The 13,808-nt window shown below is 50.6% G+C and carries 15 protein-coding genes; 5 read left to right on the forward strand and 10 right to left on the reverse strand.

Annotated features, from left to right (window positions below):
* Positions 1-130 precede the first annotated feature (130 nt).
* From HQ49_RS08930 to HQ49_RS12310, 6 genes are all read right to left on the reverse strand, one after another.
* Entirely contained in the window at positions 131-1,780 is a 1,650-nt protein-coding gene (locus HQ49_RS08930) for a diphosphate--fructose-6-phosphate 1-phosphotransferase (RefSeq protein ID WP_039419596.1), read from the reverse strand.
* Positions 1,781-1,975: 195 nt separating this feature from the next.
* Positions 1,976-2,290, reverse strand: coding sequence for a DUF1905 domain-containing protein (locus tag HQ49_RS08935; RefSeq protein WP_080732375.1), 315 nt, complete (start codon positions 2,288-2,290; stop codon positions 1,976-1,978).
* Positions 2,265-2,702, reverse strand: a complete 438-nt coding sequence (locus HQ49_RS08940; RefSeq protein ID WP_018965215.1) for an RNA-binding S4 domain-containing protein — start codon at positions 2,700-2,702, stop codon at positions 2,265-2,267. Before HQ49_RS08940 ends, HQ49_RS08935 begins: the two co-directional genes overlap by 26 nt.
* A 6-nt stretch (positions 2,703-2,708) precedes the next feature.
* Positions 2,709-3,266, reverse strand: coding sequence for an aminoacyl-tRNA hydrolase (gene pth, locus HQ49_RS08945; RefSeq protein WP_039419598.1), 558 nt, complete (start codon positions 3,264-3,266; stop codon positions 2,709-2,711).
* A gap of 141 nt (positions 3,267-3,407) precedes the next feature.
* A complete protein-coding gene (locus HQ49_RS08950; protein ID WP_039419599.1) occupies positions 3,408-3,986 on the reverse strand; it encodes a 50S ribosomal protein L25/general stress protein Ctc in 579 nt (192 codons plus the stop codon).
* 297 nt (positions 3,987-4,283) lie between these two features.
* Positions 4,284-4,415 carry a DUF1661 domain-containing protein gene (locus tag HQ49_RS12310; RefSeq protein ID WP_316931257.1) on the reverse strand — a complete coding sequence of 44 codons (132 nt, stop codon included), beginning with the start codon at positions 4,413-4,415 and terminating at the stop codon, positions 4,284-4,286.
* Here HQ49_RS12310 and HQ49_RS12315 point away from each other — a divergent pair.
* Positions 4,387-4,461 (forward strand): hypothetical protein, encoded by a 75-nt coding sequence (locus tag HQ49_RS12315; protein WP_230587293.1) that lies wholly within the window; start codon positions 4,387-4,389, stop codon positions 4,459-4,461. The two genes, HQ49_RS12310 and HQ49_RS12315, sit on opposite strands and share 29 nt — an antisense overlap.
* Before the next feature lie 162 nt (positions 4,462-4,623).
* Here the strand turns inward: HQ49_RS12315 and bioA are convergent, their stop codons facing one another.
* The 4 genes from bioA to HQ49_RS08975 form a co-directional block, all read right to left on the reverse strand.
* The gene (gene bioA / locus HQ49_RS08960; RefSeq protein ID WP_039419600.1) at positions 4,624-5,904 is read right to left on the reverse strand and encodes an adenosylmethionine--8-amino-7-oxononanoate transaminase; all 1,281 of its coding nucleotides are present in this window, start codon (positions 5,902-5,904) and stop codon (positions 4,624-4,626) included.
* Complete coding sequence (gene bioB / locus HQ49_RS08965; RefSeq protein ID WP_039419623.1) at positions 5,894-6,886, reverse strand: biotin synthase BioB; 993 nt, start codon at positions 6,884-6,886, stop codon at positions 5,894-5,896. The genes bioA and bioB overlap by 11 nt, the downstream gene beginning before the upstream one ends.
* A gap of 192 nt (positions 6,887-7,078) precedes the next feature.
* The gene (locus HQ49_RS08970; protein WP_018965208.1) at positions 7,079-8,611 is read right to left on the reverse strand and encodes a peptide MFS transporter; all 1,533 of its coding nucleotides are present in this window, start codon (positions 8,609-8,611) and stop codon (positions 7,079-7,081) included.
* A 25-nt stretch (positions 8,612-8,636) separates the two neighbouring features.
* Positions 8,637-9,728, reverse strand: coding sequence for a DUF4831 family protein (locus HQ49_RS08975; protein ID WP_039419602.1), 1,092 nt, complete (start codon positions 9,726-9,728; stop codon positions 8,637-8,639).
* A 988-nt stretch (positions 9,729-10,716) separates the two neighbouring features.
* Between HQ49_RS08975 and trpS the strand changes: the two genes are divergently transcribed.
* The 4 genes from trpS to msrA all read left to right on the forward strand — a co-directional run bounded on the left by trpS (position 10,717) and on the right by msrA (position 13,778).
* The gene (trpS, locus tag HQ49_RS08980; RefSeq protein WP_018965789.1) at positions 10,717-11,700 is read left to right on the forward strand and encodes a tryptophan--tRNA ligase; all 984 of its coding nucleotides are present in this window, start codon (positions 10,717-10,719) and stop codon (positions 11,698-11,700) included.
* Between the two features lie 55 nt (positions 11,701-11,755).
* A complete protein-coding gene (locus HQ49_RS08985; RefSeq protein ID WP_018965790.1) occupies positions 11,756-12,175 on the forward strand; it encodes a DUF3127 domain-containing protein in 420 nt (139 codons plus the stop codon).
* The gene (rlmH, locus tag HQ49_RS08990; protein WP_018965791.1) at positions 12,175-12,648 is read left to right on the forward strand and encodes a 23S rRNA (pseudouridine(1915)-N(3))-methyltransferase RlmH; all 474 of its coding nucleotides are present in this window, start codon (positions 12,175-12,177) and stop codon (positions 12,646-12,648) included. Before HQ49_RS08985 ends, rlmH begins: the two co-directional genes overlap by 1 nt.
* A gap of 92 nt (positions 12,649-12,740) precedes the next feature.
* Complete coding sequence (msrA, locus tag HQ49_RS08995; RefSeq protein WP_018965792.1) at positions 12,741-13,778, forward strand: peptide-methionine (S)-S-oxide reductase MsrA; 1,038 nt, start codon at positions 12,741-12,743, stop codon at positions 13,776-13,778.
* Positions 13,779-13,808: the final 30 nt, after the last annotated feature.

Below are 13,808 nucleotides of genomic sequence, written 5' to 3' on the forward strand. Positions count from 1 at the left end.
GACTCTAGTACATTAATTCGTACTTGTTTTGATAACCGAACGTAGCAATCGTTAGGTTTACAAGTGTGTTAACAGTTCAAATGCGATTGCCCTGAGCACTTGCCAACTCAACCAATGCAGCGGAAGAGAGTCAGCGACCGTTCTTTTCCAAGCGGAGTGTCATCGTGGGACTATCGCATACATGTTCGGGGCCGAAGAACTGTATCGGGCCGGGGTAAACGTATTCGGTACTCAAAGCCCATTCGCGGCGCATCTCGCGCAATGCTCGGTACGGCTCACCGTCCATATCCACCAATGCTTTTCGAATCACGGGCTTCATCTTTCCGCTCCGACGCTCCATATTCATCATCATCGTCATGGGTACGCCACCAGCTTCCCATTCGGATACAGGGTCTGCCGTATTCTTGATCGCAGCCATGTAGCCCGTCTTTCCCGTTGCGATCAGGATAGAAGCTGCACGTCCGAGACAGTAGCAGTAGTTGGCATCGAAGTTGGAAGGCATGGCACAGCGTCCTTCGTAGCCGAAGAAGTGGGTGAGCGTGCTGAACCGCCCCTGAAATCGTCCTTCTTCCGCCCATTCGGCCAGCTTCTGAGCCGTCATATCCGCCAAGAGCTTCTCGGTGGCGATGAGCGACACCTGTACATTGCCGTGAGGATCGCGGTCGGCAATCAACTGCCGAGCCACATCCGCCGGCAAGCTGTCGTACAGGCGGGAGTTTTCGGGACTGAGTTTGTTTTTGATATACTGTCTCTGCGCCGAACGTTTGATGAGCTTGAATTCGGCATCATTTTGGGAAAGAAACTCATTCAGCTCCTTGATCAACCTCTTCATGGCCGGCAGGAATTCGATCAATCCCTCCGGGATCAGTACCGTCCCGAAGTTCATTCCTGCCTCTGAGCGACGCACCACGGTCTCGGCGATATAGGTCACCACATCGTCCAGATAGTAATTGTTGGCCTCCACCTCTTCGGATACGATACAGATATTGGGGTGGGTCTGGAGGGCGCACTCCAGTGTAATATGAGATGCCGAACGCCCCATCAGCTTAATGAAGTGCCAGTACTTCCGAGCCGAATTGCAATCGCGCTGGATATTACCGATCAGTTCGCTATAGACTTTGGCAGCCGTGTCGAAGCCGAAAGAGGTTTCTATCTGTTTGTTTTTCAAGTCGCCGTCGATCGTCTTCGGACAGCCGATCACTTGTATTCCGGCATCGATCGAAGCATAGTATTCGGCCAGGATACAGGCGTTGGTGTTGGAGTCGTCGCCACCGATGATGACCAATGCCTTGATATCCAGCTCGCGCAATATCTCCAGTCCGGCTTCGAACTGTTCGGGCTTGTCCAGCTTAGTGCGTCCGGAGCCGATCATGTCGAAGCCCCCCGTATTGCGGTATTCATCTATTACCTCAGCAGTCAGTTCGCGATACTTATGCTCTATCAGACCATCCGGCCCCATGAGGAAACCGAAGAGCCGGCTGTCGGGGTTGAGCAACTTCATCTCATCGAACAGGCCGGCTATCACATTGTGTCCGCCCGGTGCCTGCCCGCCCGAGAGGATAACCCCCACATTCGTAGGAGGATACTCCGTCCGCTCTCCTCCGGATGCGAAAGAAATAAGCGGCAAGCCGTATGTATGGGGGAAAATAGCAGCAATCTCTTCTTTGTCCGAAACCGCCTCCGTAGCTTCTCCTTCTATTATCTTCACTGCTCCCTGCAGAGACGCAGGCATTTTAGGCCGGTAGGACATCCGCGCCAGATGTAGTGCACTCTTTGCCATAATAATAAGCTGAACTTAATGTGACCGTATCTCCGGCGAATAGCATCTACACACAACGGAGACAAAACAAACTTAATCATTTATTTCCGCCTTGCAGTCGAAAGAGGATCCGTATCCATCCATCGTGCAAGGACTATTCTTCACTTCTGCCGACTCCCACAGACAAGCTATCCGCAGGAAGCGATAGCAATCATTTCAGACAGGTAGGAGGGTAACACGCACGCTATCCCCCGGCTGCTTGCCTATGGCTCGCCTAATATCCTGCCGCAGACCGAGTATGTGACAGGGCAAGCCCATACGAACGATAGACCCCGTATAGGGATAACCGTCGAAAGTAGCCTTGACCCTCACACGCCCTTTGCCATATACTGCTTTAACGTCGAATGGAATCTCTACGTATGCGGCATCCATATCGGCCACCTTTCGGATGACGGCATCGAATTCGATCGGGCAGTTCGAACCGTTGCCCACAGAAAAGGGGGCCTCAGTCTTCGGAAAAATCTTCTTCATCCCAATCGAACGACTCGAATGAATACTGCTGATGCGGCATCTCTTCGCTAAACTGCTCCAGCTCTCGCCTATCCTTTTTGGTCGGACGCCCGGTACCTTTGGCCCTATCCACGAAGCCCGAAATGCGCTGCATCTCGAGTATCTCGTACTCTTCGGGAGGAGTGATATTCTCCAGAAAGTCCTTCACCAGCTTGGCACCCATCCGATTCTGAGCCAAAGCCAGAATGCGAAAGGAGTAGGTCACCGGAGGTTTCCTTACCTGAATGACGTCGCCTACACGTACCATGCGCGAAGGCTTGGCTTGCAGTCCGTTCACCGTCACGCGGCTCTTCTTGCAGGCATCCGTGGCTATCGTTCGTGTCTTGAAGATACGTGTAGCCCACATCCAACGGTCTATCCTTACCTCTTCCATCTCTCTTTAGTTGTACTGGTTCATCGTCCTTTGGATGCCGGCCAAGCAAAAGCTCTTGATGATCTCCACGGCATGCTTGGTCAGCTCCGGCAGCATCTCCTCCTCTTCGGGGGTAAAACGGCCGAGGACGAAGTCCACCTGCCTTCCTTTGGCGAACTCATCGCCCAAGCCGAAACGCAGACGGGCATAATCGACCGATCCCATCACCTCGGCAATGTTCTTCAGCCCGTTATGCCCCGCATCGCTTCCTTTGGATTTCAGCCGCAAAGTACCGAAAGGCAAAGCCAAATCGTCCACAAGGACGAGCACCTGTTCGCGAGGGATATTCTCTTGTTGCATCCAGTAGCGAACGGCATTGCCACTCAGATTCATATATGTATTCGGTTTCAGCAGGATCAGCTCCGCATTCTTCACACGCATACGGGCTATCGCTCCGTAACGAGCTTCCACGAACTGCACGCCGCCGTCTTCGGCCAGAGCATTCACCATCCGGAAGCCCACGTTATGTCGCGTACCGTTGTACTCTCCACCGATATTGCCAAGACCGACGATCAGGTATTTCATATGCTATGAGTAAGATAGGACTCTCGAATACGGAAGAGCCGCCTCCGTAGCCCCGCGTCAGGGGTATCAGGGGGCGGCTCTCCTTCATTATGAGAAAGCCGGAACTTCGATCGAAGCTCCGTCTTGCTTCTGTACGTTTTTTTACTGTTTCTTCACGGCTGCACCACGGGCTGCACGAGTCAGCTTCACGGCACATACCACGGCGTTCTTTGCATTCATCAGGGTCAGACCTTCGAAGTGGAGTTCGCCCACCTGTATCGTCTTGCCGAGCTGCAAGTTGGAAACGTCGATATTCAGTTTCTCGGGGATCTCGCTGTAGAGAGCTTTCACCTTGAGCTTACGCATTTCCAAGCTCAACTTACCCCCTGCCTTCACACCTTCGGCGTGTCCGGTGAGGACTACAGGCACTTCCATTACTACGGGCTTTTCGTCCGTTACTTGCAGGAAGTCGATGTGGATGATACGGTCTGTCACCGGATGGAATTGTATTTCCTTCAGGATAGCCTTGTATGAGCCACTGCCTTCCACGGTCAGCTCCACGAGGAAGATCTCAGGTGAGTAGATCAGATTGCGCACGGCATCCTGCGATACGATAAGGTTTACACCTTCTCCTTTTCCGCCATAGAGAACGGCAGGGATCTGATCTTCTTTGCGAATGGCTTTGGCAGCCTTCTTTCCGAATTCGGCACGAAGAGTACCGGTCAGTTGAAATGTTTTCATTTTCTTTTCTGGTTTGTGTTACTCAAAATTAGTCTTGTCCTAATTTCCCATCACACCTGCCGCCTGAAGCCGGAGGCCATGAGTCATCAAAAACGCTGCAAAGATAGGAAAAATAAAGAACCCGCGTATAAACCTTACAAATCCGGAAACAACGAGTAATACTCTTGGAGACAATCAAATGGCCCCCCCTTTTGAAGGACATGGCACAGGCCGATCTGCCTTTGGGAGACTGTGTCGTTTCGGAGGAAATTGTCTGAGAGTTTTTCAATGGCGGCAGGTTCCTGCCGGTTCGGTCGTTTACGCCCGGGAATTTTCGCGTTTGTGACGTCTAAAAACATGGCGCGTAAACTTTTTAGCTCTGGCGCGGGAAGTAAAAAATTTACGCGCCGGAACGAAAAAAATCTCGAGCCATTTTTCCGGAAAACTCAGACCGCAATCGGCAGATTTTTGGGACGTATGGGCAAGGTTGCGATAATTCGAACGCTCGTCAAGCGGGATGGCCGAAAGAAAGGTCGGCAGGTGCTAATCCACATGCGGTGAGCAAATGGCAAACTCGTACGGGAGTATTGGCATATTCGCCGACTCCCCCCCTTCGAATCAGGCACAAATCGTGGGGTTATCGGACAAATGAAATGGATCAATCCTGACTGAGTACGCGGAGAAGTCCGTGCGTGAGGGTGCGAAGATCTTCCGGCGATATGATGAAGGGCGGCTCCAGATAGCAGAGACGACCGAAGGGACGTACCCAGATTCCCTCTCGGACGAATCGCTGCTGTAGCGTGGCCATATCCACGGGCTGCTTCATCTCCACTACGCCGATGGCTCCGAGCACCCGTATTTCGGCCACGCTATCGAACGAAATGGCCGGTGACAACTCTTCGCGCAGCTGTGCTTCGATGGTCTTGACTCGTTCCTGCCAAGGGCTTTCGAGCAGCAGGCGGATGCTTTCGGTCGCTACGGCACAGGCCAGCGGATTGCCCATGAACGTGGGGCCGTGCATGAAACAGCCGGCTTCGCCCGAACATATCGTCCGAGCTATCGCTTCGGTCGTGATCGTAGCAGAGAGAGTCATATAGCCGCCGGTCAATGACTTGCCGAGGCAGAGAATGTCCGGTACCGTAGCAGCATGCCGGAGAGCAAACAGTTCGCCCGTGCGGCCGAATCCGGTAGCTATCTCATCGAATATCAGCAATACGCCGGCTTCGGAGCAGAGTCTGCGAGCTTCGACGAGATACCGGGGATGGTAGAAATACATACCGCCGGCTCCCTGCACGATGGGTTCGAGGATGAGGGCTGCCAGCTCCGCTCCCTTTTCGGAGAGGAGGTCTCGGAGCGGCTCCATATCCGCCGGTAGCCATTCGCCACCGAAGCGGCTCTTCGGCTGTGGCAGGAAATACTGTACGGGCAAGGCTCCCGAGAAAATGCCGTGCATACCGGTGACGGGATCGCATACGCTCATGGCGTGCCACGTATCGCCGTGGTAGCCCGAGCGGATCGTGGCGAATCGGGTACGCCTGCTCTGTCCGCAGGCTTGCTGATATTGGAGAGCCATTTTCATGGCTACCTCCACAGCCACGGAACCGCTGTCGGCATAGAAGATTTTATTCAGCTCGGACGGCAGGATGCTCAGAAGCAGTTCGGCCAATTCTACAGCCGGCCGATGGGTGAAACCGCCGAACATAATGTGGCTCATCTCCCGAAGCTGTCGTTCTACGGCGGCATTCAGTCGCGGATGATTATAGCCGTGTATGGCCGCCCACCACGAACTCATGCCGTCGATCAGTTCGCGGCCGTCTTCCAGATAGATGCGTACTCCCTCGGCTCGCTTCACGGGGAATACGGGCAATGGATCTATGGTCGATGTATAGGGATGCCAAAGGTGGTTGCGATCCAATTGCAGCATTTCGTCAATGGTCATAGCTTACCTCCCAGTCTGTATCGTTGGTCACTTGAAATCCGCATTCCTCAGCGAGCTGCATATCCTCAGCGGCTTTGCTTCCCGTTGTGGTGAGGAGGTCGCCCGTAATGGCTGCGTTGATACCTATATATATAGCCTTGCGCTGAACGGCAGGGCTTAGTTGTGCCCGTCCTCCCGAAAAACGAAGAAAAGCTCGAGGATTGATCAGCCGGAACAGTGCCACCGTCGTCAGGTACTCCTCTTCGGTCAGGGGCGGAGTTTTCTCCAGCGGAGTACCGGGGATCGGCTGTAGGATATTGATCGGGATGGAGTAGACATCGATGCTGCGCAGGAAGAAAGCAAATTCGATCCGCTGCTCCATCGTCTCCCCCATGCCGATGATTCCGCCACTGCACACGCGCATTCCCACACGGCGTGCCGCTCGGATGGTGGCGAGCTTTTCGTCCTGCGTGTGGGTGCTGCACAGGGAGGGGAAGAAACTCGGAGCCGTCTCCATATTGCAATGGTAGGTGGTCACCCCGTTGTCGAATAATATCTGTAGTTTCTCTTCGGAGAGCAGTCCTAAGGAGGCGCAGCATTTGATGTCCGTTCGTTGCTTGATGGCACGATAGCTTTCGGCCATCTGCCTTATCTCGTTCATAGACGCAGTGCGTCCGCTGGCCACAAGGGAGAAGCGCCCGATACCTTGCCGCCTGTTGTAAGCGGCCTGTTCGGCGCAAACCGTGGCCGTAAGAAGTCCGTATCTCTCTATCGAAGTGGCATAATGGCGGCTCTGAGCGCACCATTTACAGTCTTCGGGGCAGTTGCCGCTCTTGGCATTGATGATGGAGCAGGTGTCGAACTTATCGCCCATGAAATGTCGGGTGATCCGATGTGCAGTCTCGTAGAGAGCTTCCTTATCGGCAGAGGATGCCAGCAGGAGGGCTTCCTCAAAAGTTAGTTCGCCACCGTTTATCAGTCTATTTTCGATCGTCTGAATCATATGTGGAAGCGGAGCAGATCCTTTCCGGTCTGCATCCGCGACAAAAGTAGAAAGAAGCTCCGGCAATAGAAACTAATTGCCCCACAGCTACGATGCTATTACCGATCAAGTAGAAAACAATAGAGTACAAAAGAGGCTGCCCCATCGAGATGAGACAGCCTCCTGAAGTGTCAGTCTTTAACAGACCCTATATTACTTCGCTACTCGCTCCAGCCACTTAACCATGGCCAACATCGTGAACATGGAAATGAGACATGCTACCACGAATACAGCCCAAGTAGCCCAGATAGGAATGTTCTCATACATAATCGTACCGATAATGAGAAGCTGATTGCCCAAAGCGGTAGCTCCCAACCAGCAGCCCTGCATCACAGCTTGAAGGTGAGGAGGTGCTACTTTTGACACGAATGACAATCCGAGAGGACTGATGAACAATTCTGCAATGGTAAGGATCAAATAAGTTCCGATCAGCAAGAAAGGTGTAACGCGCTGTGCGTTCGTAAGTCCGCCTAAAGCCTCACGCTCGGCAGAAGTAGGCAGACCTACTGAACCGATGGACATAATCACAAAAGCCAATGCAGCGATTCCCATACCGATAGCAATTTTCTTCGGAGTAGAAGGTTCGATACCTTTAGAGCGTAGCCATCCGAAAATACCGATGATGATAGGCGTCAGGAATACAACGAAGAACGGATTGAATGACTGGAAGATTTCGGCACCTTTGATTCGAGTGAATCCCAAATTGATGTCGATCATACTCAAATCCGTGTAGTCATTTGCAAAGAATGTAAGCGTAACACCATTCTGATGGAATGAGAACCAGAAGAAGATAACTACTGCGAATACAGCAAAGAGAGCATAGATCCGCTGACGTATTTCCGTGCTGCTCATTTGGATTTCCGCTTTGGCTTCTGCCGTAGCTGCTGCTTTCTTGCTGGGGTCGGGAAGTTTCTTCTTATTGGCAATGTAAATTGCAATAGAGATAAACATTGCAACGATTGCTGCAGCAAACGCATAATGGAATCCGGTGTTGAAGATATTGAGATATTCGTTTGCAAAGGCAGAGAAGTCCGTTACAGTTCCACCACTTACCTCTCCTGCAATGCGTTTGAATGTCTCCATCGCTTCGGGAGTAATGGTACCATTGATGAGCTTATGACAAAGGGCAGGTAGGTCCGGGTCATATTCGAATCCATGACTTTGAACCCAACCATTACGGATACCTGTTGCAATCATCGGAGCAAAAAGGGCTCCAACATTGATGAACATATAGAAGATTTGGAATCCGGTATCACGCTTGTCGGAATAACGAGGGTCATCATACATCTGCCCTACCACAGCCTGCAGATTGCCCTTGAATAGGCCATTACCAAAGGCTATAACAAACAAGCCAATACAGGTAAGCGTCAGATAAAGCGCAAAATTAGGCACCGGTGTAGGTGTAGGGATAGCGATCATCGCGTAGCCGAGAGTCATGAGCATAAGACCGGCAAAGATGGTTCCCTTGTACTTCTTCGTTTTGTCAGCAATGTACCCTCCGGCCAAGGCCAAAAGATAAATCAGCGCATAAAAAGTAGCATAGATAGTGGTGGCTTCTGTTTTTTCGAGACCGAATTTGCTCACAAGGAAGAGAGCCAGAATTGCCATCATGATGTAGAAACCGAAGCGTTCGCCCATATTAGAGAGGGCTGCCCCGATCAGTCCTTTAGGGTGATTCTTTAGCATAAGAAATCGTTTTAATGGTTGATTATTATTTGTTTTCGTTGATTTGACGGATGGCTCCCGTATTTTCATCGAATACGACGCGGATAGCCGGACCCTTGTCGCGGAACATTTTGGGAGCTAAGGCCTGTCTACGGCCAAATTGTGTGATAGGAAGTTCTTCTTCGAAGAGCACTTTGCGGTTGTGTTCCAATGTAATGCGAGCCGCTCCGGGCAGATTGTAAACGATACCCTTGAGACTCTTTTCATACTTGGCCGCCTCTTTTTCGTCCATTTCCGGAGCCTTGTCCGTGATGCGAAGACTGAAGCTAACCGGTTCTCCCGAAAGATCGTCCGAATCGACTACCCCTCTAAGTGGAGAGAATCGAAAAAGGATTTGTCCTTTTATATTGTTTTTGGGTTCAATAGTCCATGATCGTTCTTCCCATGCAATCTCTTCCTTTCCGTAGAATAATTCCAGCAGAGCAGCTTCCTGTGCTTTCAGCTCTTGTGTCATCAGCTGCAAAGCTGCTCCATCCTTGGGCATATTCTCAGCCTGACCGGTCAGCAAATCCATCAGGCTCTCACGTATGCGGAATACTTGGGCGGCGGCGATCTCCGCTTGCTTTCCTTTCGTGCCTGCCACGGTATATTCCTGAGGCAAAGCAGGACGTTTTTCTATGTCGGGCTGTATTATCGGCAAGCGGAAGAGAGTGTCCGGACATGGCGACGGCAGGTCTTGTCTGTCGGCATTGATGCCGACTATGACACCTCTTTTGTTGAGGGTTACGAAGTCTGCCACCGTACCGGCACGGAACTCTACTATATATTCATGATCGAAATCGGGTACCCCCACCGATTGGGCTATCACTCTACCCAAACGGTAATGGATGGTCGGTTCTCCACTCGCCTCCTGTCCGAAGTACCTTTGGGCATAGAGATGGAGCGGTCCGGGCTTGTGGATAGTACGTTCTAATTGTGCCCGTACGACGATGCGAGTCTGTGGGAGGGCATAGACAATCCCTTCTCCATTGTAGCGAACAGGCTCATAGGAAGCAACGTTGGTTTGTGCCGAAACGACTCCTGTGCAAAGGAGCAAAGCAGGCAACAGTAGCTTGAAGAAAAAAGTCTGTGCGGACATTCTCAAAAAACTTAGATTGCAAAGCTACACTATTTTTGCCGAATCTTAAACACCTTTTCACCCTTCACATATCACCAAACAGATAGACCCACGGATAAAATGGGCGGGCCGTTGCTCTTGGCAATGGAATGTACAGATTACGATTCCCTCGGGTTTCGACTTTATGCTATATTTGCCAGCCGATAGAGGTTGCTATGGGAAGCTTAATGTTGCGACCGAACGCTCTTTCGAACGAATAGAATTACTTTTCAATAAACGACTAAACGATAATAAATCATGAGTACTGAAATTACCTCCCACACGAGATCCTTCCGGTCGGCATTGTCGCCCCGACAGATACATTCGACACCCCGGCATTTGAATAAAAGGGAGGTTGTCCCAGACAAATAAAAAGGAACAGATCCTCCATAAAATATTCACAAATAAAGAGGCATGCGCCGAGTTCACTGTAGAACTCAGCGCATGCCTCTTTATTTACAGCCCTCTATAAGGGCCTTTTGAGTTATCCGATTTATATACAAATAGCATTCAATCTATATATCTATCGAAAACGATTTATATATAAATCAGAAACAATCTATATACAAATCGAAAACGGTTTATATATAAATCACGAATCGACCTCCTACAAAGCGAATTGCAAGTCCCAAAAGGTCGCTTTCTTTTCTCTTTCACCTCAAAATCCACTTCCTTTCGGATGCTTATTTGGAATGATTCCAAACTCAGCTTCGTTGTTGAAAACTTTTTTGGCGCGTATTTTTTCACGGAATAGCGAAGGCTTTCAGACATCCGAAAGGATGGACTTCTGACACCTTCATGGAAATTTCGGAGAGGCTGATGGTTCTCTGTCGGCCGAGCAAGCCTTGCCAGACTTGAAGGTGCATTGCCGGAATGTGCAGGATCTGCAAAATACTCTAACTTACGGACAAAAAGTTTCTTTTTCCCTATCTTTGCGACCATCGGAAAACAAATAAAACAGGATTTGTGTATGGAAACTGTAGTCAGCGGTATCAGGCCGACCGGCAATCTGCATTTGGGCAATTACTTTGGTGCTATTCGGAGTTTTCTGGATATGCAGCATCGATACAATTGCTTTTTCTTTATCGCTGATTGGCATTCGCTGACCACACATCCGCATCCGGATAATATAGTCCGCAATGTGCGTACGATACTGGCTGAATATTTGGCTTGCGGGATCGATCCGGAGAAGGCTACAATCTATGTGCAGAGCGATGTGAGAGAGGTACTGGAGCTTTATCTCTATCTGAATATGAATGCGTATTTGGGCGAGTTGGAGCGAACGACATCTTTCAAGGAAAAGGCCCGTAAGCAGCCGAACAATGTCAATGCCGGCCTGCTCACATATCCGACATTGATGGCAGCAGACATTCTGATTCATCGTGCCGTGAAAGTTCCTGTCGGAAAAGATCAGGAGCAAAACATGGAGATGGCACGCAAGTTTGCCCGCCGTTTCAATACGATCTATGAGGTAGACTTCTTCCCCGAACCCGAATCGTTCTCTCTGGGAGCAACGGCGTTGAAGGTGCCGGGCTTGGATGGGTCCGGCAAGATGGGCAAAAGCGAAGGCAATGCCATTTATTTGGCTGACGATGCCAAGACTATCAGCAAGAAGGTTATGAAAGCCGTGACCGATGCCGGTCCCGAAGTTCCTAACAGCGTGAAGCCGGAGCCGGTGGAAAATCTTTTCTCCATGCTCCGTATCGTTTCCTCGGATGAGGTCTATCGCCATTTCGACGACCTCTATAATAACTGCTCTATTCGCTATGGCGATCTCAAGAAGCAGTTGGCCGCTGACATTGTCGCCTTTACTACTCCTATAAGGGAGCGAATCTTGGAGATTCAGGCGGATGAAGCATTTTTGGACAGAGTGGTTCGCGAGGGAGCCGAGCGTGCTCGTGAAAGTGCTGCACGAACTCTTGCCGAAGTACGCCACATCATAGGTTTTCGATAAGGCCATGGCGGAAGCGATGGAAAACCAACGATAACTATTTTAGAACAAAACAAATATGGATATTCAGATTCAAGGGCAGCTTATTCAGATACTGCCGCTCAATTCGGGAGTCGGCAAGGCATCCGGAAAGGAATGGAAAAAACAGGAGTACATATTGGAAACGCTGGATCAATATCCCCGAAAAATACACTTCAGCGTGTGGGGAGATCGCATTGATCCTTCCTATCAGGTAGGCGATCAGGTCACGGTCTGGGTCGATATTGAGAGCCGTGAGTTCAACGGCCGTTGGTACACCGATGTGAAGGCTTGGCGCATGGAGCGCGGATATATCGGGCAGCAAGTTCAGCAGCAGATGCCGCAGGAAATGCCAGCCGCCGGTGCTCCGGCTTTTCCAACGCAACAACCGAGCATACCGTCTCAGCCGGCAACGGGTTGGGCTTCCAACGCCGATGCGGGGGATGATCTGCCTTTCTGATGAAGATCGTACTGCTTGTTGTTGGCAAGACTGACAGTAAACTAATGGCTCAGGCGACGGAGGAATACATTCGTCGACTGAGCCATTATGTTTCTTTCGAAATGGAGGTAATACCCGATGTCCGTCTGGGCAGCAAGCTTTCTGCCGAGCAGCAAAAGGATGCCGAAGGTCGGGAGATACTCGCTCGTTTTCGGCCGTCGGATAGTATCGTATTGCTCGATGAGCGAGGCAGAGAGTATTCCAGCATGGAGTTTTCAGCCCTTTTGCAGAAGAAAATGCTGGCCGGCACCCGTCGGATGGTCTTTGTCATAGGAGGCCCATACGGATTTAGCCCCACTGTGCAGGAGGCCGTGACCGATAGAATATCGCTCAGCCGAATGACTTTCTCTCATCAGATGATCCGCCTCTTCTTCACCGAGCAGGTGTATCGAGCTATGACTATCCTCAATCATGAACCCTATCATCACGAATAGCCCTGTTGTCTTTTTCAATCTGTCAGTTCCCTATCCTCATGAGAAAAACAATCCAATTTGTTCTAAAGTCCCTTTCTCTTATTCTAATCTGTATGACTGCTTTCAGTTTCTCTCTTAGTGCCGGTAGCTGTACCCCCTCGGCACAGCATAATGATAGTATCCCCGAGACGAAGACAATATACTTTGCCGGTGGGTGCTTCTGGGGTACCGAGCACTTCTTCAAGCAAGTACGGGGCGTCGTAGCTACGGAAGTCGGGTATGCCAACGGCAATATAGAGGATCCTTCGTACGAAGAGGTCTGTTCCCAGGCTACAGGATTCGCCGAGACGGTAAGGGTCGAGTATGATCCGAACGAGGTGTCGCTCTCTCTGCTGCTCGACCTCTTCTTCAAAACCATAGATCCTACAATCCTCAACAGGCAAGGGAACGATGTCGGCTCTCAGTATAGAACGGGTATTTACTATACGGACCAAGAAGATCTTCCTCTCGTTGCATCCGCACTGAGCGAATTGGCTGCGAAATACGATCAGCCCATTGTTGTCGAGAATGAGCCGCTCAAGAATTTCTACCCTGCGGAAAACTATCATCAAGACTATTTGGATCATAACCCTCGCGGTTATTGCCATATCGATCCATCCTTATTCGAATTGGCGAGGAAAGCCAACCCAGATCCTAATGCCAGAGTCTATAAGAAGGCCGATGATACGGATCTTCGTACCCGGCTTACACCTGAGCAGTATGCCGTCACACGCAACAATGCCACCGAACCGGCTTTTGACAACGAGTATTGGAATGAATTTCGAGAAGGTATTTATGTCGATGTTACTACAGGTGAACCGCTATTTCTATCTACCGATAAGTTCGATTCCGGCTGTGGGTGGCCGAGCTTCAGCAAGCCCATAGGGAAAGAGCTGATTTCCGAGCGTATCGATCGTTCTTTCGGAATGACTCGTACGGAAGTGCGTAGTACGACCGGCGATGCCCACTTGGGACACTTGTTCAATGACGGGCCACTGGAGAAAGGCGGACTCCGTTATTGTATCAATAGTGCCTCTCTTCGGTTTATTCCCAAAGAGGATATGAAGAAAGAGGGCTATGGTAGTCTTCTCCCTCTTTTGAACAAACGATGAGGATGCTCTTGTAGCATATAGTCATTCCCA

The sequence above is a fragment of the Porphyromonas gulae genome (genome assembly GCF_000765945.1).
Classification (GTDB): domain Bacteria; phylum Bacteroidota; class Bacteroidia; order Bacteroidales; family Porphyromonadaceae; genus Porphyromonas; species Porphyromonas gulae.